Source organism: Cohnella thailandensis (assembly GCF_014212135.1).
GTDB classification, from domain to species: domain Bacteria; phylum Bacillota; class Bacilli; order Paenibacillales; family Paenibacillaceae; genus Cohnella; species Cohnella thailandensis.
In genome coordinates, this window is sequence record NZ_JACJVQ010000005.1 from 1 (window position 1) to 26,459 (window position 26,459).

At 59.7% G+C, this 26,459-nt stretch carries 25 protein-coding genes and 1 riboswitch; of the genes, 17 read left to right on the forward strand and 8 right to left on the reverse strand.

Annotation, left to right across the window (positions count from 1 at the left end; genetic code table 11):
• Positions 1-88: 88 nt before the first annotated feature.
• Positions 89-967 carry an aldo/keto reductase gene (locus H7B67_RS04825; RefSeq protein WP_185118671.1) on the reverse strand — a complete coding sequence of 293 codons (879 nt, stop codon included), beginning with the start codon at positions 965-967 and terminating at the stop codon, positions 89-91.
• Positions 964-2,226 (reverse strand): hypothetical protein, encoded by a 1,263-nt coding sequence (locus tag H7B67_RS04830; RefSeq protein ID WP_185118672.1) that lies wholly within the window; start codon positions 2,224-2,226, stop codon positions 964-966. Before H7B67_RS04830 ends, H7B67_RS04825 begins: the two co-directional genes overlap by 4 nt.
• A gap of 278 nt (positions 2,227-2,504) precedes the next feature.
• Here H7B67_RS04830 and H7B67_RS04835 point away from each other — a divergent pair, with 278 nt between their 5' ends.
• The 4 genes from H7B67_RS04835 (at position 2,505) to cls (ending at position 10,060) form a co-directional block, all read left to right on the forward strand.
• Positions 2,505-3,425 carry an ABC transporter ATP-binding protein gene (locus tag H7B67_RS04835; protein WP_185118673.1) on the forward strand — a complete coding sequence of 307 codons (921 nt, stop codon included), beginning with the start codon at positions 2,505-2,507 and terminating at the stop codon, positions 3,423-3,425.
• Entirely contained in the window at positions 3,418-4,224 is an 807-nt protein-coding gene (locus tag H7B67_RS04840; RefSeq protein ID WP_185118674.1) for an ABC transporter permease, read from the forward strand. The genes H7B67_RS04835 and H7B67_RS04840 overlap by 8 nt, the downstream gene beginning before the upstream one ends.
• A 254-nt stretch (positions 4,225-4,478) precedes the next feature.
• Positions 4,479-8,387, forward strand: a complete 3,909-nt coding sequence (locus tag H7B67_RS04845) for an Ig-like domain-containing protein (RefSeq protein ID WP_185118675.1) — start codon at positions 4,479-4,481, stop codon at positions 8,385-8,387.
• Positions 8,388-8,632: 245 nt separating this feature from the next.
• Positions 8,633-10,060, forward strand: a complete 1,428-nt coding sequence (gene cls, locus H7B67_RS04850) for a cardiolipin synthase (protein ID WP_185118676.1) — start codon at positions 8,633-8,635, stop codon at positions 10,058-10,060.
• A 14-nt stretch (positions 10,061-10,074) separates the two neighbouring features.
• Here the strand turns inward: cls and ligD are convergent, their stop codons facing one another.
• Positions 10,075-10,977: a non-homologous end-joining DNA ligase gene (gene ligD / locus H7B67_RS04855; RefSeq protein ID WP_185118677.1), complete on the reverse strand. Its 903-nt coding sequence runs from the start codon at positions 10,975-10,977 to the stop codon at positions 10,075-10,077.
• Between the two features lie 64 nt (positions 10,978-11,041).
• On the opposite strand from ligD, the gene H7B67_RS04860 reads away from it, so the two are divergent.
• Positions 11,042-11,992 carry an ATP-dependent DNA ligase gene (locus H7B67_RS04860; protein ID WP_185118678.1) on the forward strand — a complete coding sequence of 317 codons (951 nt, stop codon included), beginning with the start codon at positions 11,042-11,044 and terminating at the stop codon, positions 11,990-11,992.
• On the opposite strand, the gene sigJ is transcribed toward H7B67_RS04860, so the two are convergent.
• Both sigJ and H7B67_RS04870 read right to left on the reverse strand, forming a co-directional pair.
• On the reverse strand, positions 11,989-12,864 hold the full coding sequence (sigJ, locus tag H7B67_RS04865) for an RNA polymerase sigma factor SigJ (RefSeq protein WP_185118679.1): 876 nt from the start codon (positions 12,862-12,864) through the stop codon (positions 11,989-11,991). The two genes, H7B67_RS04860 and sigJ, sit on opposite strands and share 4 nt — an antisense overlap.
• A gap of 31 nt (positions 12,865-12,895) precedes the next feature.
• The gene (locus H7B67_RS04870; protein WP_185118680.1) at positions 12,896-14,080 is read right to left on the reverse strand and encodes an NAD(P)/FAD-dependent oxidoreductase; all 1,185 of its coding nucleotides are present in this window, start codon (positions 14,078-14,080) and stop codon (positions 12,896-12,898) included.
• Positions 14,081-14,241: 161 nt separating this feature from the next.
• Between H7B67_RS04870 and H7B67_RS04875 the strand changes: the two genes are divergently transcribed.
• Positions 14,242-14,454, forward strand: coding sequence for a hypothetical protein (locus H7B67_RS04875; protein WP_185118681.1), 213 nt, complete (start codon positions 14,242-14,244; stop codon positions 14,452-14,454).
• A 199-nt stretch (positions 14,455-14,653) separates the two neighbouring features.
• Here the strand turns inward: H7B67_RS04875 and H7B67_RS04880 are convergent, their stop codons facing one another.
• Positions 14,654-14,797, reverse strand: a complete 144-nt coding sequence (locus H7B67_RS04880) for a hypothetical protein (RefSeq protein WP_185118682.1) — start codon at positions 14,795-14,797, stop codon at positions 14,654-14,656.
• Positions 14,798-15,000: 203 nt separating this feature from the next.
• Between H7B67_RS04880 and H7B67_RS04885 the strand changes: the two genes are divergently transcribed.
• On the forward strand, positions 15,001-15,669 hold the full coding sequence (locus H7B67_RS04885; RefSeq protein ID WP_185118683.1) for a hypothetical protein: 669 nt from the start codon (positions 15,001-15,003) through the stop codon (positions 15,667-15,669).
• A gap of 171 nt (positions 15,670-15,840) precedes the next feature.
• Here the strand turns inward: H7B67_RS04885 and H7B67_RS04890 are convergent, their stop codons facing one another.
• A complete protein-coding gene (locus H7B67_RS04890; protein ID WP_245363587.1) occupies positions 15,841-16,644 on the reverse strand; it encodes a CAP domain-containing protein in 804 nt (267 codons plus the stop codon).
• 7 nt (positions 16,645-16,651) lie between these two features.
• Positions 16,652-16,796, reverse strand: a riboswitch (cyclic di-AMP (ydaO/yuaA leader).
• Between the two features lie 86 nt (positions 16,797-16,882).
• Entirely contained in the window at positions 16,883-17,974 is a 1,092-nt protein-coding gene (gene ku, locus H7B67_RS04895; RefSeq protein ID WP_185118684.1) for a non-homologous end joining protein Ku, read from the reverse strand.
• A gap of 127 nt (positions 17,975-18,101) precedes the next feature.
• Here ku and H7B67_RS04900 point away from each other — a divergent pair, with 127 nt between their 5' ends.
• The 10 genes from H7B67_RS04900 (at position 18,102) to H7B67_RS04945 (ending at position 26,259) form a co-directional block, all read left to right on the forward strand.
• A complete protein-coding gene (locus H7B67_RS04900) occupies positions 18,102-18,287 on the forward strand; it encodes a hypothetical protein (protein ID WP_185118685.1) in 186 nt (61 codons plus the stop codon).
• Entirely contained in the window at positions 18,265-18,444 is a 180-nt protein-coding gene (locus H7B67_RS04905) for an H-type small acid-soluble spore protein (protein ID WP_185118686.1), read from the forward strand. Before H7B67_RS04900 ends, H7B67_RS04905 begins: the two co-directional genes overlap by 23 nt.
• A gap of 128 nt (positions 18,445-18,572) precedes the next feature.
• A complete protein-coding gene (locus H7B67_RS04910; RefSeq protein ID WP_185118687.1) occupies positions 18,573-19,154 on the forward strand; it encodes an NAD(P)/FAD-dependent oxidoreductase in 582 nt (193 codons plus the stop codon).
• Positions 19,155-19,326: 172 nt separating this feature from the next.
• Complete coding sequence (locus tag H7B67_RS04915; protein ID WP_185118688.1) at positions 19,327-21,189, forward strand: sensor histidine kinase; 1,863 nt, start codon at positions 19,327-19,329, stop codon at positions 21,187-21,189.
• Between the two features lie 197 nt (positions 21,190-21,386).
• The gene (gene tsaE, locus H7B67_RS04920; protein ID WP_185118689.1) at positions 21,387-21,911 is read left to right on the forward strand and encodes a tRNA (adenosine(37)-N6)-threonylcarbamoyltransferase complex ATPase subunit type 1 TsaE; all 525 of its coding nucleotides are present in this window, start codon (positions 21,387-21,389) and stop codon (positions 21,909-21,911) included.
• A complete protein-coding gene (gene tsaB, locus H7B67_RS04925; RefSeq protein WP_185118690.1) occupies positions 21,908-22,759 on the forward strand; it encodes a tRNA (adenosine(37)-N6)-threonylcarbamoyltransferase complex dimerization subunit type 1 TsaB in 852 nt (283 codons plus the stop codon). Before tsaE ends, tsaB begins: the two co-directional genes overlap by 4 nt.
• Complete coding sequence (rimI, locus tag H7B67_RS04930) at positions 22,756-23,325, forward strand: ribosomal protein S18-alanine N-acetyltransferase (RefSeq protein ID WP_185118691.1); 570 nt, start codon at positions 22,756-22,758, stop codon at positions 23,323-23,325. Before tsaB ends, rimI begins: the two co-directional genes overlap by 4 nt.
• Positions 23,322-24,365, forward strand: coding sequence for a tRNA (adenosine(37)-N6)-threonylcarbamoyltransferase complex transferase subunit TsaD (gene tsaD / locus H7B67_RS04935; RefSeq protein WP_185118692.1), 1,044 nt, complete (start codon positions 23,322-23,324; stop codon positions 24,363-24,365). Before rimI ends, tsaD begins: the two co-directional genes overlap by 4 nt.
• Positions 24,366-24,400: 35 nt before the next feature.
• Entirely contained in the window at positions 24,401-25,033 is a 633-nt protein-coding gene (locus H7B67_RS04940) for a LysE family translocator (protein ID WP_185118693.1), read from the forward strand.
• Positions 25,034-25,470: 437 nt separating this feature from the next.
• Positions 25,471-26,259, forward strand: coding sequence for a PhzF family phenazine biosynthesis protein (locus H7B67_RS04945; protein ID WP_185118694.1), 789 nt, complete (start codon positions 25,471-25,473; stop codon positions 26,257-26,259).
• Positions 26,260-26,459: the final 200 nt, after the last annotated feature.

Sequence of the window (26,459 nt, forward strand, 5' to 3'; positions counted from 1 at the left end):
TAAGCCGGTGGTTATGACTGCCTTTTGCAGGTAGCGTGCTACGTACATATGCAATCTCGGCGAAGGGGAAGGACCTTGATCTTCCTCCCTATCCCCTCAACGCCTCCATTAAATCCGAATCCGGCGGCAGAGGAATGTCCTCGATCCCCTCCGAGCTTCCCGGTATCTCCACGAACGCCCGATGGACCTCGCGAATTTGCGGCAGGCTGCGGAAGCCGACGATGACCTCGTCGATTTCCGGGATGCTTTTGACGAAGGAGAGCGCTCCTTGGAGAGGAGTCCGGCCCTGCCGCATCCAAGCGCCATGCAACGCGGCAATCGGCTCGCGCAGCCGTTCGAGCCGGGAGGGCAGCAGCGACGGGTCCCGAAGCAGAAGCCCGTGCAGGAACGCGGACCGCGATTGAATCTCGATACCGGAGGCCCGAAGCTGGCGGAGATGGCCGGACGCGAGCAGACGCCGGTCCAGCGCGTTCGCCGGGAGCTGAACGAGGTCGGGCTTGAACCGCTCAAGCAGCCGATCCAGCTCGTCGGCCCCTCCAACGACGGAATAGCCGATTTTCTCCGTCAGTCCCTCTTCCTTCCAAGCCTGAAGCCGTCCCACGATCCGCTCCCCGCCCGGCTTAAGAATGTCCTCCCCGCGCTGGACGACGACGGCGTAGACGGGAGTTCTTCGCATGGCCCGAAGAGAGCGCCGAAAAACCGCCTCCAGGCGGCCGATCGGCTCCGGCCCGATCCATTCCTCGGGGAAAGCGGGGGTCTTGGTCACGATCCGGGGAAAAGCGTACCCTTCCTTGATATGCCCGATAATGGTTTCGCTGTCCCCGTATTCGGGCGCGGTATCGATCGTCTCCATGCCCGCCTGCTGGGCATAAGCCATAATGGCGGCAGCTTCCTGGAACGGAACTTTGCCGCGATCGCGATAAGGATTCCTCAAGCCGAAAGGAATCGTGCCGACCGCCAGCTTCATCCGATCATCTCCTCATTGGATAAGGTCGACTCGCAGTCCGATTCCACGTTAAGGAGGATAGACAGCGGGAGAATGGGGGTTCCGTCTCCTTGGAAAAGCGACACGTGAACATGGCCGTACGCATCGCTAGAAGCGATGCCGATCCGGCTGATCGACTCCGGCGGAAGTCCGCTCTCTTCGAGCTTGCAGATCCATTCCCTTCTGTGAGCGATCGTTTCGAAGCTTCCATGATGGAAGCGCCCGTCCTTCGTCTTCAACGCCAGGAAAGGCTGAGATCCGAAGGTCGGCTTGTTGGAGCGAACCTTGAGCGCCAGCCCCGAAGCGGTTCTCTCGAATTCCGCGTCGAGCTCAAGCGGCCGGGGATCGCGCAGGCCGAGGCATTGCCTCGCGGCGTTCAGCGCGCCGGAGTGTTCCCACCGCACGTTAGGGAACTTGCGCTGCGCTTCCTTAAGCAGGCCGTAGACGCCTTCGACCGCGGGACGGAGGTCCATGCTGTCATGGCTGGAGAAGGCAAGCACGGTCGGATAGCCTTCGTCGGCGCGGCGGAAGGCCAGCTCGACCTCCGCTTGATCCAACCGGCGTTCGTGGTTCCCGGCCGGCAAACACTTGAAAATCGTACGGTTGCAGTAGCCTTCCCGTTGGATATCGTCGTAGGAGGGGCGATAATGGGACCAGTCCCATACGGCTCTCCGCCACTCCAGGGAGGAGCCTTCATCGCCCGGGCTTGGCCGGCTGCCGCCCCGATAGCGGGAGACGGAGCGATTCGCATAATCGAACGGGATCCATTGCTCCAGGAACCAGTGAGTGTCCGGTCTTTCGGCGTAAGGTCCGGGATGGAAGCAGGTGGGGAACCACCCGCGTTCGAGAAGGAAGCGCGCCATAATGTCGGTCATCTCGGGGTAATGGAGCAGGCTGGCGCCGGCATCGGGCGAGCCTCCATGGAAAGCGCTAGGGCGGAAGTGCCAATGCACCTCGTCCAATCCCGAGAAGCTTGTCAGCGCAAGCTGCGAATAGCGGTCCAGCACCGAGTGCGCGCCCTCGCCGGCGGTGAGCTTGTCCTCTTCCGAACGTGGTCGGCTCGTCACGAACCAGTTGTAGATCCAGCCTTGTCCGGTAGGGTCGGCATAGCGCCCGCGGAACTCCGAGCTTGTCGATTCCGAATGAACCGAGTCGTCCCGTTCCGAGGAGCTTGCCATAGATTCCTGAAGGGGCCCTTCCGCATCGACGCAATGAACGACATACACCGTAGGATTCGCCATGTTCCGAACCTCATCTCCCGAGAATGACATATTGGATACGTTATGTAATTAATAGAGCAAAATGATACAATAAGTAACTATATGAGATAACTGTACTGGCAATCCATAGAGATGTCAACCCGCATTGTTTTATGGATTTTCTCGCTATCCTTCTTGTCTATTTTCTATTTAGGATGGAAGTCTCGCATGTTAAATTTTCGGTAAATTCAAGTGGCGGCTTCCAACGGAATGCTATAATAAATAAGTTGCATTACAAAATGGGTTGCGGAGGGGAATTCATGTCTTTAGTACCTGCTGCGCGTCTGCAGGACGTGACGAAGAGAATCGGCAATCGCACGATTATCGATCGGGTATCCCTGGAGGTTTATCCGGGAGAGGTGTTCGGATTCCTAGGGCCGAACGGCTCGGGCAAAACGACGACGATTCGCATGATGGTCGGCTTGATGTCCCTGACGTCGGGGGATATTGCGATCGGCGGACACAGCGTCAAGACTCACTACGCGGAAGCTGCCGCGCAGGTCGGCGCCATCGTCGAGAACCCGGAGATGTACAAATATTTGACGGGGTATGAGAATCTTGTCCACTATGCGCGCATGAATCCTTCGGTCACGAGGGAGCGGATCGACGAGGTGATCAAGCTTGTCGGCCTGGAAGGGCGCATTCATGACAAGGTCAAGAAATATTCGCTGGGGATGCGCCAGAGGCTCGGGGTCGCCCAGGCCGTGATGCATCGCCCGAAGCTGCTCATTCTGGACGAGCCTACGAACGGCCTCGATCCGGCGGGCATCCGGGAGCTGAGGGATTATCTCCGGCAGCTCGCCAGAGAGGAAGGAACCTCGGTATTCGTCTCCAGCCACCTGCTGTCGGAGATGGAGCTGATGTGCGATCGGGTCGCGATTCTGCAGAAGGGTCAGATTATCGACATTCGTTCGATCCGGGGAGCGGAGACGCAGACAAGCCTGGAGCAGATCGCGCTGTTCGAGGTGGATCATCCGCAGAATGCGCTCGGGGTGCTCGAAGGAAGAGGAGACGCGCGAATCGAGGACGGCCTGCTGGCGATTTCGGCCACAAGAGACCAGATCGCGGAAACGAACCGTCGTCTGGTGGAAGCGGGAATCCGGGTCTACGGCATCCGCGCCAAAACGAAATCCCTCGAGGATCAGTTCCTCGAGGTCACGGGAGGCGAGACGATTGGCTAACTTCTGGAAGCTCGTTCAGAATGAGAACATGAAGATTTATCGCCGGATTCGGGCTTGGATCATGCTGGGCTTCGTCGTGTTCGTTCCGGTGCTTATCTCCGCGATTTATATCATCGCATCCGGAGACAACGACGCGAACAACTGGGAAATGATGAAGCTGGAGACGACGATTCTGTACCAGCTCATCACGATCTTCACCGTCGTCAAGGCCGCGGATTCCGTCGCCGGGGAATTCTCGACGGGAACGATCAAGCTGCTGCTGATCCGGCCTTGGAGCCGTTCGATGATTCTTCTCTCGAAGTTCGTGGCGCTTCTTCTGTTCGCTCTTCTGCAGATGGCCCTCTGCTTCGTCGTCACTTGGGGGCTGAACGCGGCGCTGTTCGGCATCAGCTCCGATTCGTCCGCCGTCATTCCCGCTTTCTCTCCGGTGGCCGGGGATTCGGTTTGGGTGTATATCGGATTGCTTTATTTGTATCTGTTTATCGCGCAGGTCATGATCCTTTCGGTTGCCTTCATGCTGTCCGCGGCGTTCCGCAGCGGAGGACTCGCTATCGGACTGTCGATCTTCGTTCTGCTCTCGGGAAGCTTCATTACCGGAATGCTTAGCTTGACGGAGAAGCCGTGGGTGAAGTACGTGCTGTTCGCGAACGTCGACTTAACCTCCTATCTGAGCGGAAGCACGCCGCTTCCGGAACAGAACATGACGCTCGGTTTCTCTTTGGCGGTATTGGCGGGCTACTTTATCGTGTTTAACCTCGTTTCCTGGCTCGTGTTCGTCCGCAGAGACGTAGCGGCTTAAAGAGACAATAACGGGTTAGCCGGCGATTCCTATTATAGGATGTCGCCGGTTGTTTTTCTGTTTAGAAAATAGTTGGATGCCTGTCGATTTTTGCTATGATAGAGTCACGGCTTTTTTTAGGAGGTTTATGATAGATGGTAGGCAGCGGGAAAAGGTTCAGACGGCGAAGTTTGCTGTCGTTTTTGCTTTCCATGGCAATGGCTTTAGGAGGAACGGTTCCGACAGCGTTCGCGGCAGAGCCGGATACGAGGATAATGACGGTTCCGCCTTTCCATTCGATCTACAGCAATGCTTCCTTTGATTTATGGTCGGAAGATAGCGACGCTACCTTTGAATGTTCATTGGACGGAGCGGTTTTCGCCGCTTGTGCTAATAATAACGCTTATGCGGGCTTGACGGACGGCTGGCACACGCTGCTGGCTAGGGCCGTATCGAGTTCGGGCGAAAGCGACTCTTCTCCGGCCAGTTACTCTTGGTTAATCGAAACCGGACCTCCGGCCGCACCTAACCTGATTGCTCCGGCGAACGGGTCCGCGACGACTCCTTTGCCCGCGATAAGGGGGACGGCATCGAACGCTAAAGTTACCGTTTTCGTCGACGACGTCGAGTTAGGCACGATAGATGTCAACAACGACGGCAGTTGGACATTCCCTTTGACTGTTCCTCTTTCGGACGGTTCGCACACCGTAAGTACGAGAGCGGTCGATGCCGCGGGGAACGCGGGCGCCTATTCGGCGACCCATACCTTTACGGTCGATTCGATCCCGCCGGGCGCTCCGACGATAATAAACCCGGCGAACGGAGGGATAACGAACAATTCGACGCCGATCTTTAGAGGTTCGGCGGAGCCTAACGTCTCGGTAACGGTGCTGCTGGACGGAGCGGCTGCCGCAACGGTGAACGCGAATGCAAGCGGCAATTGGTCGTGGACGCCGAGCGCGCCATTGGCGGACGGCGCGCATGTCGCCAAAGCGAAGGCGACGGATTCGGCGGGGAATGAGAGCTCCGATTCGGGGGCTAACACGTTCACGGTCGACACGGCGGCGCCGCCTGCTCCGGTACTAACAAGCCCGGCGCATGGTTCCACGCTGGCCGACTTCACCCCGACGATAAGCGGAACGGCGGAGGCGAACGCCACCGTGACGGTGATTATCGACTCCGTCCCAGTAGGCACAACTGTAGCCAATGTCAGCGGCAATTGGACGTTAGGCTTGCCCTCGTCACTGTCAGAGGGCTTGCATACCGCGATGGGGAGAGCGACCGACGCGGCGGGGAATACGAGTCCGAATTCCGCGCTTCATTCCTTTACGGTCGATTCGACTCCGCCGGCCGCTCCTGTGGTCATAACCCCGGCCAATGGAACGTCGACGAACGATCCGACGCCGGTCTTCAGCGGTACGGCGGTGCCTAACGTATCGATAACGGTGTTGCTGGACGGAGCGGCTGCCGCAACGGTGAACGCGGATGCAAGCGGCAATTGGTCGTGGACGCCGAGTGCGCCATTGGCGGACGGCGCGCATGTCGCCAAAGCGAAGGCGACGGATTCGGCGGGGAACGCGAGTCCGGATTCGGGGTCCCATACGTTCACGGTCGACGCGACGGCTCCTGCCGCTCCGGCCATTGCCGGCCCGGCCGATGGTTCCATCTTGGCTGTCGTAACCCCGTCCGTAAGCGGAACGGCGGAAGCGTACTCCACCGTGACGGTGATAATCGACGGCGCCTCGGCAGGCACGACTGTCGTAAATGGAAGCGGTCATTGGACGTGGACGGCCAGCGTTCCGCTTGCGGAAGGAACGCATACGGTTAAAGCGATAGCTACGGACGCACAAGGGAATACGGGTTCGATTTCGGCGGAGAACGCGTTCGTTGTCGATACGACAGCGCCGTCAGCACCGGCAATCGTTAGCCCGTCTGACGGTTCCGTGGTGACCGATTCGACGCCAACGATCGGCGGCACGGCCGAAGCGAACGCAACGGTTAGCGTTCTGCTGGATGGCTCCTCGGCAGGAACGGTAATGACTAATGCCAGCGGGGTTTGGTCGTGGACGCCGAGCACCACGCTAGCCGAAGGGGATCACTCCGTGAAGGCAACCGCAACAGACGCGGTTGGGAACGAGAGCGTGGATTCGACCGCCGTTACGTTCACGGTCGACACGACGGCGCCGAGCTCGCCTACCATAACAAGCCCGGAAGACGGCTCGGCCACATCGAACGCTAAACCTATGATCGGCGGCACGGCCGAAGTGAACGCAACGGTCACCGTGCTGCTGGATGGCTCCTCGGCGGCAACGGTGACAGCCGATGCGAGCGGCGTTTGGAGCTGGACGCCGGGTACGGCGCTGACCGACGGCGCCCACAGCATAAAAGCAACCGCAACAGACGCGGTTGGGAACGAGAGCGTAGAGTCGACCGCCGTGACGTTCACGGTCGACACGACGGCGCCGGGCGCGCCTGCCGCAACAAGCCCGGAAGACGGCTCGGCCACATCTAACGCGAGACCGATGATCGGCGGCACGGCCGAAGCGAACGCAACGGTTACCGTGCTGCTGGATGGCGCCTCGGCGGCAACGGTGACAGCCGATGCGAGCGGCGTTTGGTCGTGGACGCCGAGCACGGCGCTGACCGACGGCGCCCACAGCATAAAAGCAATTGCAACAGACACGGTTGGGAACGAGAGCGTAGAGTCGACCGCCGTGACGTTCGCGGTCGACACGACGGCGCCGGGCACGCCTACCGTAACAAGCCCGGAAGACGGCTCGGCCACATCTTACGCAAGACCGACGATCGGCGGCACGGCCGAAGCGGACGCAACGGTCACCGTGCTGCTGGATGGCTCCTCGGCGGCAACGGTGACAGCCGATGCGAGCGGCGTTTGGTCGTGGATGCCGAGCACGGCGCTGACCGACGGCGCCCACAGCGTAAAGGCAACCGCAACAGACGCGGTTGGGAACGAGAGCGTAGAGTCGACCGCCGTGACGTTCACGGTCGACACGACGGCGCCGGGCGCGCCTACCGTAACGAGCCCGGAAGACGGCTCGGCCACATCGAACGCAAAGCCGACGATCGGCGGCACGGCCGAAGCGAACGCAACGGTCGCCGTGCTGCTGGATGGCTCCTCGGCGGCAACGGTGACAGCCGATGCGAGCGGCGTTTGGAGCTGGACGCCGGGTACGGCGCTAGCCGAAGGAGATCACTCCGTGAAGGTGACGGCGACCGACGCCGTCGGCAACGAGAGCGCGGAATCGGCGGCTGTCGCGTTCTCCGTGAGAACGGCCGTCGTCGCTCCGCCGAGTTCCTCTCCTGCGACGCTGCTCGTCGAACTTAAGCTGACGTCGGACGACGAAGCGCTTGCGCTAACCCCGGCTTTTAAGCCGGATGTATTCTTCTATCGGGCGCAGACGAATCGGGAGGAAGTTCGGCTTCAAGCGACCGCTAACCTCTCCGGAATGAAGCTATCCTTGAACGGCGCAGCATGGGACGGAGACGATATCCTGAAGCTGAAGGAAGGGGATAACGAGCTCCAGATCGTCGTGACCGCCGCGAACGGCATGCAAGCTTCCTACTCGTTAGCCCTGCATCGGGAGGCAGCCGAACCCGTCGTTCCATGCCCGTTCGTCGACGTGGCGGGACACTGGGCGGGGACCAACGTTTGCGAAGCTTATGAGCTCGGTATCGTAAACGGGATCGACGATTCGCATTTCCAGCCCAACCGTTACGTGACCCGCGCGGAATTCGCCGTCATGCTGATGAACGCCATTAAGCCGAGCGGCGCGGCCTCCGATACCGGCGCTGCCGCTTTCGCCGATGAGCAAACGATACCCGAATGGGCTGTCCCAGCCGTAAAATGGGCGAAAGACGCCGGAGTTGCGGCCGGCTTCCCGGACGGCTCCTTCCGTCCGCAGCAGGAGATCAGCCGAGCCGAGATGGCCGTCATGTTGATCCATGCGGCTTCCTGGCCGACCGAAACGGAAGAGACCGGTGCGCTCGGCTTTAAGGATGACGCGGACATTCCGAATTGGGCGCGCTCTTCGGTCAGGGTGGCCGTCTCCCGCGGCGTCCTGGAGGGCAGCGACGAAGGCAGGTTCCAACCGGAGGCGCTTCTTACCCGCGCGGAAGCCGCGACGGCATTGCTTCGGTTGTTCGCCGAACGTTCCGGCGGTTAACAGAAGAAGCTAAAGCATTCTTTTCATCCAATCGAGGGTTGTCCCGATCCCGTCATTGCCGGCGGTATCGCGGACAGCCCTTTTTTCTATGGCTTGAGGCAAAACAGGCGCAGATGGGTAAGTTGGCTTCAAATCGCGTCGCCCGAGCCGATCTCGGCCGGGTCCGCCACGTATGAGCCTCCCTTCCTCCGCACAAGCTAGATTATTGGGGGCTGGAGAGGACTTGAGCGCGAAGGGGTGTGAGCATGGGCTGGATCGTCGCCGTATTATTGATCTTTATTTTTCAGGCAGCCACGATTCTCGCGCTGGAGCATCGGCGCCCGGCGCATGCGGTCGCTTGGCTGTTTATCCTTTTCGTCGTTCCGATTATCGGGTTCGTGCTCTATTACTTTCTGGCCCGGGAATACCGGAGGCGGCGCCGGGCCAAACGAAGCTTCGCCGAGGAAGATCGGATCCGGTCGAAGCTCATGGAGCGAAGCCGAATCGTGAAGAAGCCATCCGAGCTGGCGAACCCCGAATTCCTTGACCAGGAGAGGCTGTTCCGGCTGCTGCTCCATTCCGGCGCGGCGCCGATTACCGGCTGCAATCGCTGCAAGGTGCTGACGAACGCGGCGGCGACGTACGAGGCGATGCTGCAGGCGATCCGGCAAGCGAAGCATACGATACATATCGCTTCTTATATTATCCGGGACGACACGACGGGCAAAGTGTTTCGCGAGATGCTGATCGCGCAAGCGCGCAAGGGAGTCAAGGTTAGGCTGATGTACGACGGCATCGGGAGCTACAAGCTGACGGAGGCATATTTACGCCCGCTTCGGGAAGCCGGAGTCCGCGTGGCTTGCTTCTTCCCGCTCCGTCCCTCTTTCCTTCGCAAGAGGATGAACTATCGCAATCATCGCAAAATAGTGGTTACGGACGGCGTGACCGGCTTCGTCGGAGGCATCAACATCGGGGACGAATATTTGGGCGGAAACCCGCGGCTCGGCTTCTGGCGCGATACGCATCTCATGCTGGAAGGAGACGCGGTATATGGCCTGCAGGAGATCTTCCTGAAGGATTGGGAGCTCGCGACCGGAGAGCCGATCGAGGATGCAGAACTTTTTCCGGTTCACGGCTGCTCGGGCGAAGAGGCGGTTCAGATCGTGGCGGGCGGACCGGATCGCGGCACCGATGCCATCCACGATACGCTCTTCGCGGCCATCAACTCGGCGAAGCGCAGAATCTGGATTACGACGCCTTACTTCATTCCGAGCCCCAGCATCCGAAGCGCGCTCAAATCCGCCGCGCTGGGCGGGCTGGACGTCAGGATGATCATTCCGTTCGTTCCCGACACGTGGCTCGTTCACGCCTCCACGCTGTCCTATGTGGAAGAAATGCTGGAAGCCGGAGTCCGCGTCTGGCAGTACGACAACGGCTTCGTGCACGCCAAGGTCGTCATCGTGGACGAGCTGCTCGCGATCCAAGGCACGGCGAACATGGATCTGAGGAGCTTCTACAGCAACTTCGAGACGAACGCGATCCTGTTCCATCCTTCCGCGATCGCGCGCCTGGAGACGGACTTCCGGAAGGATCAGGCGGACAGCTCCGAGATGAGGCTGGAGACGTTCCGCCGCAGGCCGTTCGGAAGGCGAATCGGCGAGTCGATCTCCCGAATGCTGGCGCCTCTGCTATAGCCGGGCATCGAGCTTTACCGTGTCGGCGAAGAGATCATCCCCAGCACTCGGCCGAGCGGCTGCTTCGGCGTCTTCTCGATCAGATCGCCCATCCGACGCAGCCTATCGGCGATATTGAGCAGGTTGAAGTCGGTCGCTTTCGCTCCGCGCTTCACCTCTTCGCGGGTCAACGGCGTAGACACGGGCGCGCCGGGACGGGCTCTGGGCGAATAAGCGGAGATGAGAGTGCGGCCGGAATAGAACTGAAGGTAATCGAGGTAGATCAGCGATCCCCGGTTTTTCTTGAGCCTCTCCACGGTGAACAGCTTCGGATGCCGGGTCGTCAGGTACTCGCTGACGAACTTCCCGAATTCCCGAAGCTGGTCGAACGTCGGTCCCCGCTCGATCGGCATGACGACCTGTACGCCGGTCGCCCCGGACGTCTTCGGCACGGCGGCAAGGCCGAGCGAATCGAGCAGCTCCAGAACGATCGACGTCGCTTCCATGATGCGCGGCTCTTCGTCCAGCGAAGGGTCGATGTCGAGCATCCATCGGTCCGGAAGCGGATCTCCGATCCTATCGCAAGAGACATGAAGCTCCAGCGCATACTGGCTGCCCAGCCAGACCAGCGCGGGGAGAGAATCCAACCGAATGTATCGAATATCCCCGGCGTCCGCGGTGCGAATATAAGATGGCGCGGGCACGGGACAATTTTTCTGATAAAAGGATACGCCGTGAATGCCCTCGGGATATCTAATCGTCGTGAGATAGCGCCCCGTCGTGTGAGGCAGCAGGTAAGGGGCGAGCTCGGCGAGCTTCTGGATGTACATCAATTTCGTGATTCCGACGTCCGGCCAGATGAGCTTGTCCGGATGCGTGACGTTCAGCTCGATCTCCCCGAGCTTTAGCTTGACGGCATTCCCTGTCGTTGTCGGCATGGCCTTGATCTCCCTTCCGTTATATCGCGAATTTAGCATTCCCTAAAACAAGGAGCTGAGGCGCATGGAGCTTAAACCGGTCATTCCGTTCGAGCCGATCTCGTCAAGCCGCATCCCCGTCGGCGAGAGGTGGATTTACCAGATCAAGTGGGATGGCGTACGAATGCTGATGTATCGGGACGATTCCGGCATTCGGCTTATCAACCGCAAGCTTAACGAGCGGACCGCGCAATATCCCGAGTTCGGCCAGCCGGACCTGGCTTGCGCCGCTTCGTCTTACATTCTCGACGGGGAGATGATCGCGTTCGACGAGAGCAAGCCCTCCTTCCACGAGATCATGAAGCGGGACGGCTTGCGCAGAACGGCTAGCATCGAGGCGGCGGTTCGGCGAGTGCCTGTCGTTTATATGGTTTTCGATATCCTTTATTATGAGGGCGAGTGGACGATTAACCGTTCGCTCGAGGAGAGGCAGCGGCTGCTGCATTCGGTCGTCAAGACGGGGCCGCTCGTTCAATTGACGGATTCGTTTCCGGACGGGGCCGCCTTATTCGAGTTGATGAAGGCGCGCGGGATGGAGGGAATCGTCTGCAAGAGCCTCGACAGCGCGTATTCCCCGGATGGCAAGGACGGACGATGGGTCAAAAGGAAGCTTTCTCGCGATCTCTACGCGGCGGTGGGCGGAATCACGTACAAAGATGGAAGAGCGAACGCGCTGCTGCTCGGGCTTTACGCGGAGAATGGCACGTTCGCTTATGTGGGGCACGCGGGCCCGGGGAAGCTGACTCAGGCCGAGTGGACGCGGTTCGTGCGCCGATTGTTGGAGGAGACGGCCGTCCGGATGCCCTTCTCGAATCGTCCGGAGAGGCATCGGGACGCGGAGTGGGTCGTCCCCCGCCTGGTCGTGAAGGTGCAATACATGGAGCTTACCCCGGGCGGCACGCTGCGCCATCCTGCCGTTCAGGCAGTCATGGAGACGATACCGGCCGGGGATTGCGTCCTTGATCAGATCCTTTAAACCAGCTTGTTGAAAAGCTTCAGCTTGTCGGGATTGCGAACCATGTAGATCCGGAGGATCCGTCCGTTCTCGACTTGAACCGTCACGACCGAATCCACCGCGTCACGCGAGAAGACAAGCAAGCCGAGGCCTCCGTTGACTCGGCCGAGCTCGAAGCGCATCTCTTCGCCCGGAGCCGAGCTCTTGCGCATGACCCCCAGAAGAAAGCGCGAGACGAAGTCCCGGCCGACAACCGGTTTCACGGCCGCGTTTGCCTTGCCTCCGCCGTCGGAGATCAGGACGACATCCTTGGCGAGCATGGACATTACCTCATCTACTTTGTCTTGGCGTAGCATCGCAAGAAAGTCGTGGACCCACGCCGCTTCCCCGGGGGCAGGCTCGGCGGGCGGCTCGGGGAGAGGGCCGCCGAGCTTGCTCTTGGCGCGGCTGTACAGCTTGCGGCAGTTCGCTTCGCTTTTGTCCAGGATGCCCGCCATATCCGCATATTCGAAGCCGAGCGCCTCGCGAAGGACGAACACCGCCCTCTCCGCGGGAGTCATTCTCTCCAGCAGAACCATCGTGCCGTAGGAGAGCAGCTCGTCGCGGGCGATCACCTCGAATACCTCGTCCTCCGAAGTCGGGACCGGTTCGGGCAGCCACTCGCCGAAATAGCTCTCGCGCCGTTTGCGCGCCGATCGGCCGAGGTCCCGGCAGCGATTCGTTACCATTTTGCACAGATAAGCCTGCGGCGCCTCGTTCAGACCTCGAGGCTTCGAGTCGTAAGCCTTCAGGAATACGTCCTGCACGATGTCCTCGGCGTCCGAGAACGAACCGGTCAACTGATAGGCTAACGACATCAGAAGCCTTCGGTGACGCGAGTATAATTGCTCCATGTTCGAACTTCCCCTTTCGCTGCCGGCCGAGTCACTTGATCATGCTGGCCAAGTTCCACACATACTGCTTGATCCGCAGGCCCGGCTTGCCGGCAATGACGAAATCCAGTCCCCACTTGCGAACCCACGCCAATCCCTTCTCCGGACCCAGTCCGATGCAGAAGGTCTCCATATAGCCGGAATGGATCGGCGCTTGCCGCCCGGACAGATCGGCCGCGATGATCTTGCCGAGCCTCGCCGCTTGAGGCACGGCTTCCTTGCAGGTCATCCCATCCGCGAGTCCGGTGCGCGGGTCGATTACTTTGGCGCAATCCCCGATGCTGTAGACTCCCGGATAGCCGGGGACGCGGTAGCTTGCATCCACTTCGACGAAGCCGTCCGCCGTGAGGGGCAAGCCCCATTGCCCGACGACTGCATTCGGCGCCAGCCCCAGCGTCCACACGCAAAGTCCGACGGGGAGAGGCTCTCCTTTAGACAAATGCAGAACGCCGTCGGCTTCTTGAAGAACGCGGCAGCCATGCTTCACGACGACTCCGCCGTTCGTCAAGATTTGCTCCAAGCGTGCGGCCACCTTCTCCGGTCCTTGCGGGAACAACCGTTCATTCGCGTTATAAAGGACGATCTTCAGATCGTTCGGGTCAAGTCCCAGCCTCTCGGCATCCTGCCGGGCATGATACGCCAATTCGGCGGAAGTCTCGATTCCGCTGATGCCTGCTCCGGCTACGGCGATCGTCATCAGGCGAGAACGTTCGAGAGGATCCGCTTCGGCCGCCGCCTGCTTCAGATTCGTCCTCCACCTCTCGCGGATCGCGAGCGCATCCTCTAACGAAGCGAGCGGCAGGCCGCCTTGCCGCGGCTCGGGCGTTCGGACGGTGCTGCCCGCCGCTACAACGAGAATATCATACTTCCTCGTCCGCTCGGCGCCGGAAGCGTCCGCGAAGCGAATTTTTTTCTCCTCCGCCAGAATGCCGGTTACGGCGCCTTGCACGATCTCGACCCCGTCGGGGAAAAGCCGGGAGAGAGGGATGCGGATTTCCTCGTCCGTAACCGCCGGCTTAAACAGCAGGACCTTGCGCAGATGATGCGGGTTCTTGTCGATGAGAAGAAGCCGGACCGGGCGGTCGATCTCGCCTCTTAAAGCTTGGTTGCGAATTTCCTTCACCGCGTGAATGCCGGCGTGCCCGGCTCCGATGACGATGCAATCGAGGGGGTTCATCGGTTTTGCCTCCTTGTCGTTTACGAATCTGACGGTATAACGATCGACCGCCGCATTCTGTGACAAGGAAGCTTCAAGACCGCAAGCAAGTGCTTCCAACGGGTATCCCTCCCGCATAGAATAAGGTACTGCACCTACATCGAGATCGGAGGGAATCCACCATGGGAAGCCCATCCTCGGCACCCGCGGCGATGCTGGCCTTGATTCTTGTTTTTATGACGGGGTCGGCTTGGTTCGTCGCGCTTCATCCTCGGCTATTCTGGAGAATGCTGGGCAAGGAACAATCGCGCGCGGGAGGAGTGCGAATCCTTCGGCTGGCCGCGTTCGCCAGCGGGTGCATCGGCTTCGGTCTGCTTCTGCTGCCGATTCTCTGAGTCTTTTCAAAACGATTCCGCGATGATCCCAACGTTAGACAAAATAAACGGCAGCCCCTCGAGGATGGTTTCCATCCCCGCAAGGCTGCCGTATGCTTATCAACGAGATTGCACGTTTTGTTGGGATGCCGACTTAGGGTAACTGGCTATCCGTTATTGGTTATGTTCCAGTCATGGGGCGATCCCGAAAGCCCTTTGGTCAGGTGCACTCGTTGGGAGCGTTTTTCTTTGGCTTCTTCGGCGTGCGGCCGGGGTTGGACGACCACTTGTCCCCGAATTGCTCCAGCCTCGAAGGCGAAGAGGCCGGTCCGTCGTTGTCTGGCTTGCTGTTGCGTCCGCTCATCGTATGTTCACCCTCCTCGTTGTCGATAATTTGCCCAACTAACTTTCGTTTTACCTCGCGAGCAACTTCATGGTAGACAATTCCAACTATTTATGGTAGTTTGTTTACAAATATCGCTTGCGCGTGAAGCACACGCCGCTCTCCACCTGACCGTGGGGGCGGCTTTTTGCGTTCTTATGCGCATAAAGGGAGGAAGTTCTAATATGAGCGACTTTGATCTTGCTTTCAAGAAGCTGGTGGAGGAACAAAGGCGAACCTCGACGGGGCAGCGACTGGAGATGCTGAACAAGGATTTGACGGGTACGCGCAAGCTGCTGGAATCGACGCTTTGGCCGATTCTGAAGTCCTTGGACGGAATCGTTCTGGAGAAAGAGATGGTCAGCCTGTCCGGAGTGAAGATATACGTGGACGTGTTTTACGAACCGTTAGGAATCGCGTTCGAGTGCGACGGCTATGTCGCTCATGGCGAGAACCTCACCCGGGATCGCTTCTCGTTCGAACGCATGCGGATTCGATCGGTGGCCGTTCGGGGCTATCGTTACTTCCCGTTCAGCTACGACGAAGTGGATAAGAAACCCGAAGCTTGCCAACGCGCGATTTACGAGTTGATGGGCAGATATGCGAGCGCACCAGGCTCTGCCTTGATGGAATTGCCGGTCCTCGAACGGGAGATCGTTCGCCTAGGCTGGTCCAAGGGCGGCGAGCCTTTTACTTTAGCGGAAGCTTGCAAGTGCTTGTTGTTCAAAGACGATGCGACCCGTGTAATTCTCAAGAAAATGGTTAAAAAAGAGATTTTGAGTCCAGTTGGTTCAGGAACGCTCCGACACCATGCTTATCAGTTAACACAAGCTGCTGACGCTCTTATGGTGTAATGAACAAGAAGCTGTAACCCGATGATATCGNNCCGATGATGTCGGGTTACAGGTAGCGCGAGGGGTTAGTTTAGAGCTGTAAGCCGACAATGTCTGCTTACAGGAAGTGCGAGGTTGGAACACAAAAAAACCAAGCAAGCCAATGGCTTGCCCGGTTTACAGAGTTTATGATCAGCCCGTGAACTCTTGAACCCAGACGCCGTTGTAGTAAGCGACGCCGATCGAGGTGAAGTTGCTCTTCAGGATGTTCGCCTTATGGCCGGCGCTGTTCATCCAGGCGGTCATGACCGCTTGGGGATTTTGCTGGCCTTTGGCGATGTTCTCGCCGGCGTAGCTGAAGCTGACGCCGTACTGCTTCATCATGTCGAACGGAGATCCGTAGGTTGGGGACGTGTGATCGAAGTAGTTGTTGTTGTACATGTCCTTGGCCTTGGCGACGGCGACCTGAGTCAGCTTGGCGTCCGTCTTCAGGGCGCCGAGACCGACAGCGGCGCGTTCCTTGTTGACCAGGGCGACGACTTGGGCGGCGTAATCGGATTGAGTAGCCGTGGAGCCGCTGCCCGCGGAGCCCGAGCTGGAACCGGAGCTGCCGCCGGTCGAACCCGAGTTGCTGCCCGTGCTGCCCGAGTTGCCATAGCCGTAATTACCGCCTGTCGAGCCAGAACCTGCGTTGCCAGTCGAGCCGGACCCCGCGTTAGAACCAGCGTTACCTGCCGAACCGGAGCCTGCGTTGCCCGTCGATCCGCCGGTCGTTCCCGTGTACCAGTTGCCGTTCTGGATTTGCGTAAAGATCGAGTTCAGATCGATCCCGTATTGGCTGGCCAGCTTCGACCAGGAGTAGTTGATGCTGTATGGGTTCGCCGCAGCCGACGTCGTATTGGACGCGGCCGATGCGGAAGCTGCGGCTGGAATGGACAATGCAAGGACCAGAGAACCGGACAGGACCAACTTGCCAAGACGTTTCTTCTTCAACAATGAGGTTTCCTCCCTTGGTGTATGCCTGCGAGGTTAGCTGCCGGGTTAGGGGTCCAAGCGTTCCCCCGCCGTACCATCCAGCGGTACGGCTTCACCCCTGAACTTGGGTCCCCCGCGCCATGCGTTCCGCGTGGCTTCGGCTTGGAATGACTTCAGTCTATCAGCATCCCAAGGGGAATTCATTGGCAAAATATTGGCTTGGTGAAGATCCTCTCATCTTTAAGCTTTCTTTAAGCTTTTATTGGCCGGGTCCACCGGCGCCTTCCGGCGATCGCGCCGTTCTGCGTTTGGGAGCGGCGGTTCCCTTGCCGGCCGCGGAGCCGGCCCCGACGCTCTCCGCCCCGGCGGCGGCCTTCTTCGCGGACGCGCGAGCGGTCGGCTTCTTGCGCGAGGACTCTCCTGTCTTGGCGGCGCCCGCGTCCTCCGCGGCCGCTTCCGGAGCCGCCGTCTTCGCGGCCGTTCTCGCGCGGCCAGAACGGTTCGCTCGTCCCGCCGCGGGAGCCGCTTCCGCATCCGCCCCGGCAGCTGCGCCGGCGGCCGCCGCTCCGGCTCCCGGCTTGACCGCTTCGAGGCTCGCCTGAAGCGCCGCCATCAGATCGATGACGTTGGTCCGCTCGGCCGCCGGAGCGGTCACGACATCGATGCCTTCGCCCGCGATCTTCCGCTCGATGGCGTTCAGCAAAGCGACGCGATAATCGTCCGTGTACTTGGCCGGATCGAACGGAGTCGACAGCTGGTCGATCAGCAGCTTCGCCATCGCCAGCTCCCGGTCGTTGACCTGAACCTCGGCTCCGGGAAGATTGGGCACGTTCTGGATCGGCCGGATCTCGTCCGGGTAGAACATCGTCTCCATGCAGATGCAATTCTCGACGGCGCGAATCGCCGCCAGGCTGCTTTTGCTGCGGATCGATACCTTGGCGATGCCGATTCGCCCGCTTTGCCGCATCGCCTCCAGCAGCAAGCCGTAAGCTCCGCCGCCCGCCTGATCCGGAGATAGGTAATATGTCTTCTGATAATAGAGAGGATCGATCTCCTCCAGCGAGACGAAGTCCAGAATCTGAATCGTTCGCGTACTCTCCGGCTTGGCCGCCTCCAGCTCCTCCTCTTCAAATAGCACGAAACGCCCTTTTTCATACTCGAAGCCCTTGGTGATCTCTTCCCACTCCACCTTCCGGTCGCAATGCAGGCAGCTTCTCACGTTCGAGATGGGGGTGCCGCACTCGCGGTGAATCATTCGGAGATGAATGTCCTTGTCCTCCGTGGCGGTGAACATTTTGACGGGGACGTGGACCAAACCGAAGCTGATGGCGCCTTTCCAGACTGTATGCATTCGTATAGCACTCCTCTCGGGCCTAAGTTCCGTAAGGTTAGAGTTCCCCGAATGAATGGAGCTAACCCGCAGCGGGCATATTGTGCTTGGCGTGACAAAAACACCGCAGAGAGGGGACCGAGCAGCGATGACCAACCCGAGCGATACGGATGCTTTGTACGAAGGCAAGGAACAGTTCGACATGGATATCGACAGGATGGTCAACGAAGGACTTGGCGGCGGTCAGGTTACGATTCACAACGGGCATATCGGCGCTTCGACGACGGATACGCTGGAAGGGGGAGTGCACGGTGAACGCGCAGAGGGCAGCTGAGATTTTTTCCTCGAAGGATACGATAGAGGTCGAGCTGGAAGGACAACCGGTCTGGATCGAAAACGTAGACGAGGCGAACGGGATGGCTACGGTACAAATAGGAGCGAAACCGACGAACACGAAGACCGTCTCGGTCGAGCGGCTTAAGGAACACTGACAAGGGAAGGGGCCGGCCGGGAACAAGGGTGGCTGCGCCCCTCGCGTTAGGCTTGGCCTTCCCATGGCTGATAATGGTATAATTATGAAGATGCCATACCATTATCATTCGAGGGGAGCGACTGTGTAATGTATGATGTAGTGATTATTGGCGGAGGTCCCGCCGGATCGAGCGCCGCTCTGTTCACCGCCAAGGCGGGCAAAAAAACGCTGGTGATCGACAGCGACCAAAGCGTGACGAGACGAGCTTGGCTGGACAATCATTACGGAGCTCCGAGCATCTCGGGTCCCGATCTCGTCGAGACGGGCAAGAAGCAAGCCCAGAAATTCGGCGCCGAGTACGTTCAAGGAAAAGCGACGAAGCTGAAAGTAACCAAGCTGACGGCGGCGGACGGCTCCATCTCCATCGAGACGGAGGATGGCGCCTCGTACGAAGCCGTTCATGTCATTATCGCAACGGGCATGTTCACGGATTTCGCTGAAGCGAGCGACATCCGGACGAAGCCGGGCACCGAGCCGAGAATCAAGACGATCATCGACGCTACGCCGGAAGGCAGAACGAGCGTGGACAACGTATGGGCGGCGGGCACGGTAGCCGGAGTCAGCATGCACACGATTATCACGGCAGGCGACGGAGCCAAGGTGGCGATCAACGTCATCAGCGAGCTCAACGGAACGCGTTACGTCGACCATGACGTGTTGAAGGCCTAATCCGACCTTTTCGGCAAAATACTCCTTTAATCTGATTGTGAATCCGGAACGACTCCCTTAATATGAGAACCGACGACGACGCGGGCCCGTCCCGCTCGTCTTTGTTTTATATGCTCCAACCTGCGCAGACGGTTAACCGCATCCTTAAGGTTGGATTCTCAAGGAGCAGCTTATGCCTCACGAACCCGGACACTACGACGCGCTTCTTGTTTTTCTTTCCGTGCTGTTCCCCGTCGTTTCCTCCTACATAGGTTACGATCTGATCGGGCGATATCGATCTCCCAGCTTCCAATCTCGCTTGTTCATTCCTCTTGCCGCGATCGTGATCGGAATCGGCATCTGGTCCATGCACTACTTGGGCATTCTTGCTTGGGAGACGAACGCTTCGCTTTGCTTCCGCCAACTTCCGCTATATCTATCGGCCGTTATTCCTATCGCCATGGTATACCTCGGCATTCTCCCGATCGCCAAACGGCGGGAATGCAGGCATGGCTCGTTTATTATTGGCGGAACCTTTATCTCCGGGGCCATCGTGCTGATGCATTTCATGGGGATGTACGCGATGGGGATGTCCAGCATCTTCGATTATCTTCCGGGCTACATCTTGATTTCGATCCTTATCGCCGTTTTCTTCACCTTCTGCTCCCTTTACTTGACGTTCTATCTCCCCATCTTTATTTGCGGCAAGCGGGAGATGCTGCGGAAGATGGCGGGAGCCCTTCTGTTCGGGATCGCCGTGTCCGGGATGCACTACGTAGCGATGTCGGGCACGTATTTCAACCCTTCGAATGCCATGGTGATCGAATCCGGAGTCGAATCGCCGTATTTGGCCGTGCTGATCGGAGGGGCGGCCCTGTTTATCATGGCAACGGTCTGGATCGTCATGTATCTCGACAAGAGAAACGCTCTTCGGGCGGCGCACTTCAACGAGCGGCGGTATTTCTCCTTGTTCGAGCATTATCCGGACATGGTCGTCTGCTACGATCCGGCTCTCGATCGCTTGGTCAGCATCAATCCGGCCGTGAACCTCAAAACGGGTTATAAGGAAGAAGACATGCCCGACGTCATCCTGGAGAATCTGATCCCGGACCGGGAAGAATTCCTAAGGGCGGAAGAATGCTTGCGCGCGGTCATCCGCACGGCGGTACCCCAGGCTTCGGAGATGCATATTAAAGGACGCACGGGCGAGCGGATTCTCCTTCACGTCTCCATGTTCCCGCTCTTCGTCGAGGCCAAGGAATACGTCTATATGGTGGCCAGGGATATTACGGAGCAAAAAAAAGCGGAGCAAGAGCTCATACGGGCGAAGGAGGAGGCGGAGAGCGCGAACGGGGCGAAAAGCGCTTTTCTTGCGACGATGAGCCACGAGATCCGAACGCCGCTGAACGGAATCGTAGGGGCGAACCAGCTCCTGCTGCGGGCGGATCCGACCGAGACGCAGCGCGAGCTTCTGCTGCTTCAAGACAAGAGCAGCCGGGCGCTACTTCGAATTATCAACGACATTCTCGATTTCTCGCGCATCGAGACGGGGAACGTGCAGCTTAAGCCGGAATGGTTCAACCTCATCGATTGTTTGACGGACTGCATGGAGCTGTTCTCCATCAATGCCGGGCAGAAAGGCATTCGGCTGGAGACCAGCCTCGACCCCGAGCTGCCGAACCTATTGTACGGAGATCAAACGCGGCTTCGGCAGGTTCTGATCAACCTGATCGGCAATGCCGTGAAATTCACCGATTTCGGCTTCGTGCTGCTGGAGGCATTTCCTTCGGCAGAGGAGGCCGCCGGAGCGGATCGGATGGTCGTCGAGTTCCGGGTAACGGACTCCGGCATCGGGATTCGCGCGGAAGATATCGACAAGCTGTTTCTTCCATTTAATCAGATGGATTCCGCCATGAACCGGCAATACGAAGGGACGGGACTTGGCCTCGCGATCTCCAAGAACTTGGTCGAGCTGCAAGGAGGAACCATCTGGTTGGATGCCGAATGGAGAGAGGGGGCCCGATTCGGCTTCCGGCTGCCGTTCCGGACGGAATAGTCTTTTGCAAGTTCGTATACATGCCGATATAATAAGGACACAACATGCAAGGCGGCGTCCCGACGACGCCCTCCGAACGCGAACGCGCACATCCGCGCTGGACGGTCCTCCGTCCGTCCGCGGATTTTCTGCATTCGCTCGGGGGAGCACGGGGACAAGGTTCCTCTCGCCGAGCATACGGAGGCGGAGGAGTGGCAATGGCGGACGAGCATCAATCCCATGAAGGGAAAGAACGCGTATACGAGTGGGTCGCCCGCGGCGAAGCGGATACGGTTCGCCTTGCGGAGAGCTTGGCCAAGCTGGCGGTTCCCGGCACGGTGATCGCGTTGGACGGCGACCTGGGAGCGGGCAAAACGAGGTTCTCGCAAGCGTTCGCGGCCGGCTTAGGCGTTCCGGGCATCGTGAACAGCCCTACTTTCACTATAATTAAGGAATACGACGGGGGCCGATTGCCTCTCTATCATATGGATGTCTATCGTCTCTCGATGGAAGAGGCGGACGAGCTCGGTTTGGACGAATACTTCGAAGGAGAAGGCGTCTCGTTGGTCGAGTGGGCTTCGCTTATCGTTCCGCTGCTGCCCGCCGAGAGGCTTCATCTGCATATCGGCCATCTCGGACCGGAATCGAGAAGGTTCACTTGCGAGCCTCTGGGGGAACGCTATGAGGATTGGTGCGCGCAGCTTGGCATGACGGAGAAGACGAGGAGGGAGACGGAACGATGAACGGGCTTGCAACGAATGGCATGGCAGAAGGCTGCACCGCGCTTGCCCTCGACACCTCGACCGCCACGCTGGCGGTCGCGGTCACGCGGAACGGCGAAACGGTCGGCCGCTCGCAGTCGTACGCGGAACGCAATCATTCGGTTTACGTGACATCGCAGATGAAGGAGCTTCTGGAGAGTTGCGGCACCGAAGCATCGAAGCTGGACGTGATCGCGGTCGGCCAAGGGCCCGGCTCCTATACCGGGGTCCGAATCGCCGTCACCGCGGCCAAGACGCTCGCTTGGATCTGGAAGAAGCCTCTCGTCGGAGTTTCCAGCCTCGAAGCGATGGCCTACGGCTTCTGGAGGAAGAGGCTTGAATCGGAGACCGGAATCCAAGGGGACGTTTGGATCGTTCCGCTGATGGATGCCCGCCGGGGACAAGTGTACAACGCGCGCTTCGTCGCGCGCGAGGACGGTGCCTGGATCCGGGCCGAAGAGGATGGAATTCGGTTGTTCAAGGGCTGGTTCGACCGGTTGGAGGAGACGTCGGCCGGGACGTCCGAATCGGAGAAGCCGCCGAGCGAGATCTGGTTTCTAAGCGAGACGGGCGAGCTGACGGCCAAGCTGCTCGGCGAGGCCGATGACCGAATCGTTCATGGAGCGGGCCCGGATAGCGCCGTCTCGGCGTCGGGGGCTCTTTGTCAGGAAGTCCTGTGGGAGATGGACGCGGCCGCCGTCGGCTTGCTGGCGGAGGAACGCTTCCGGAGAGGCGAAACGGACGGCGTTCACGGCTTCGTGCCGAACTACACGCAGCTGACGGAGGCGGAAGCGAAGCTGAACGCCGCGAGAACGGAGAGTGCGACATGAGCCACCCGAGTCCGATCGAGCGCCGCGAGACGCTCGAATTCCGCAGCATGAAGGTCGAGGATATCGACGCCATCGTCGCGATCGAGCAAGAGGTATTCGCGGCCCCGTGGACGGCGGAAGCGTTCCATAACGAGCTGAAGCAGAACATGTTCGCGAAGTACATGGTGATGGAGCAGGACGGAGACATTCTCGGCTACGGCGGGATGTGGCTGATCGTGGACGAGGCTCACGTCACCAATATCGCGATCCGCGAACGCTACCAGGGGCAGGGCCTCGGGAAGCTGCTTCTCGGAGAAATGATGAAGACCGCCCATTGGCTCGGCGCCAAGCGGATGACGCTGGAGGTGCGCGTCTCGAACGAGGTCGCGCAGCGCCTCTATCGCCGGTTCGGCTTCGAGCCGTCCGGCATTCGCCCCGGCTATTATTCCGACAACATGGAGGACGCCCTGATCATGTGGGCGGATCTCGAGCCGGAGGTCTGGACCCGGCAGGAGCCGGCCGGTTCTCCGGCTAGGTCCGGGAATCGGCGAGGGGCGTCAAGAGCGGCAGAAGGAGAGCAAGCATGAACAGTCCGTATCATTTACTAGCTATAGAGACGAGCTGCGACGAGACGTCCGTGGCCGTCGTTCGGAACGGAACCGAGGTGCTGTCCAACGTCGTGTCCAGCCAGATCGACACGCATCGCCGCTTCGGCGGGGTCGTGCCGGAGATCGCCTCCCGCAAGCACGTCGAGAGCATAACCGTCATTCTGGAGGAAGCGATCGCGGAAGCGGGCGTCTCCCCGGAGCAAATCGATGCCGTCGCGGTGACGCAAGGCCCCGGTCTGGTCGGCGCTCTCCTGGTCGGCGTCGTTGCCGCCAAGAGCCTGGCGCTCGCGCTGGACGTGCCGCTCATCGGCACTCACCATATCGCCGGGCATATTTACGCGAACCGGCTAATCGGGGAGATACGGTACCCCGCGCTGGCGCTCGTCGTCTCGGGCGGGCATACCGAGCTCGTGCTGCTCGAGTCGGAAGGCCGCTTCCGCATCGTCGGCCGCACGAGGGACGACGCGGTCGGCGAGGCTTACGACAAAGTCGCCCGCGCCCTGTCTCTCCCGTATCCGGGAGGCCCACACGTGGACCGGATGGCGCACGAGGCCGAGGACGCGATCGAGCTGCCGCGCGCTTGGCTGGAGCCGGAATCGTACGATTTCAGCTTCAGCGGCCTCAAATCCGCCGTGCTCGCGGAGATCAACCGCGCGAACATGAAGGGCGAGCCGATCCGGGCGCACGCGCTCGCGAGAGGCTTCCAGGAGTCGGTCATCGACGTAGTGACCGTAAAGGCGATGAGAGCCGCGCGGGAGTACGGCGTGCGCCAGCTCCTGCTCTGCGGCGGCGTCGCGGCCAACAAGGGCCTGCGCGCGCGGTTGACGGAGCTGTGCGAAGAAGCGGGTCTTCCGCTGCTCATCCCGCCGCATTCCCTCTGCACCGACAACGCGGCGATGATCGCGGCCGCCGCGGACCTGAAGTGGAGGAGCGGCGAATTCGACACGCTCGATCTGAAGGCGGAAGCGCAGCTGTCGTTGGAGGACTGGTCGGTCGGCACGGCGGTCGTAACCGAGTAACCGGTAGGGACTCCGAGGAGTAGGAGAGGGACGGGATGACTCTATTGTGGCAAGGCATGCTGCTCGGTTTGTCCGTGGCCGCGCCGGTCGGACCGATCGGCATTCTGTGCATCCAGCGCACGCTCGCCTTCGGCAGACTGCAGGGGCTGCTCTCCGGGCTCGGAGCCGCGACGGCGGACGCGATTTACGGATGTATCGCCGCGCTCGGGCTGTCCGCGGTCGCCGGATTCCTCGCGGAGCAGCAGGATTGGATTCGGATCCCCGGGGGGATCGTTTTATGCCTTCTGGCTTACCGAACGCTGATCGCCAAGCCCCCCGACTCCGGAGAGCGGGAGCGCGAACCGGCCTCCGGACGGTGGACCGGTTATTGGTCGACGCTCCTGCTGACGCTGGCGAATCCGCTGACCATTATCTCCTTCGCGGGTATTTTCGCGGGATTCTCGGGAGCGGCCGGTTCGAGCTCGGGTCCGGGCTCGCCTATGCTGCTCGTTGCCGGGGTTTTCTTAGGCTCCGCTCTCTGGTGGCTGGCGCTGTCCTCCCTGGTGGCCGCATTCCGCAAATTCTTGTCCGCAAGCTGGCTAAAGGCGATCAATGTCGGATCGGGGATCGTCCTTCTGATCTTAGGCATATCGATTCTATGGAGAGCTTATGCGCAGGTTAACGGATGAGCTTTCCGGTGACGCGACTCCCTTCCCGATTCGGGATAGGGAGTCTTCTTTACATCCGTCCTGCTCTCGCCCGTAACGGAACTGACAGCCCTTATTCGAGCTTAAAGCAGTCCTTTGCAATTTTAACGGAACCAGGAGCCCTTATTTGAGTCATTGTACCCGTTTTTACCCCGTTTCTTCGAAAATAAGGTCGCTGAATTCCGTTAGAAATCAGAAACGGGCTTTTGGAGCGAAATAAGGGCTATCATTTCCGTTACAGACGGGATCTTCTTGGCGCTTGGCGCTTGGAGCTTGGAGCTTGGAGCTTGGAGCTTGGAGCTTGGAGCTTGGAGCTCGAGGAAGCGAGGATCCCCCAGAAGCCGGAATGCAGCAAGGCGGGGAAAGCGGCCACCCGGTGTTTATGACAATAACAGGCATTTTAAAAGGAGAGATCGACCATGCATAAAATGTTCATAGCGGACGCCTTCGCGAACGCGCCCTTTCGAGGGAACCCGGCGGCCGTCTGCCTGATTCCCGAAGGAGAGTGGCCGGAAGACGAATGGCTGCAGAAGGTTGCGGCGGAGATGAACCTGTCGGAGACGGCTTTCGTCGCGCCGGAAGGGGACGAATTCCGCCTGAGATGGTTCACTCCGGAGGTGGAAGTCGACTTATGCGGGCACGCCACGCTCGCGACCGCCCACATTTTGTGGGAGCAGGGAGAGAGCCGCGGTCGGCTGCGCTTTCGGACCCGGAGCGGCACGCTTGTCGCCTCGCGGGCGGACGAGTCGATCGAGCTCGATTTGCCCCGATTGGAGACGCGGCGGTGCGAATGTCCGGAGGAGCTCCGGCAAGCGATCCCGGCGACCGTTCTTTATTGCGGCAGAAGCCAGACGGACTACGTGCTCGAGCTGGGTTCCGAAGCCGAGGTGGCGGCGCTGCGGCCCGATCTGGGACTCGTCAAGCGGATCGAAGCCCGCGGGGTTATCGTGACGGCGCCAAGCGACAAGCCGGAGCGGGACTTCGTGGCCAGGTGCTTCTACCCGGCGATCGGCATCGACGAGGATCCGGTGACGGGTTCGGCTTTCTGCGCCCTTGGGCCTTACTGGGCGGAGCGGTTGAACAAGAAGCGGCTGACCGGGGAGCAGATCTCGGCGAGAAGCGGGTTCGTCGGAGTGCGTTTATCGGAGGAAAATAGGATCGTGCTAAGCGGCCGGGCGGCGACGGTGCTGAGAGGGACTTTAGGCTAGGGAGCGACCGGGCCGAATTCATGGCTTTCGACAAGAGTCGGAGCCGTTCAGCCCATGGAGCGGAGACCAAAGTCTCCCTTTGTGGCGAAATCTGGTGAAAGCGATTGCAAAAATAATCAATCTTCGACAGAATCGCCTAACATTCATCAAGACGGGGTGTGGATACAGTTATCCACACCCCATGTGCATATTGTGGACAT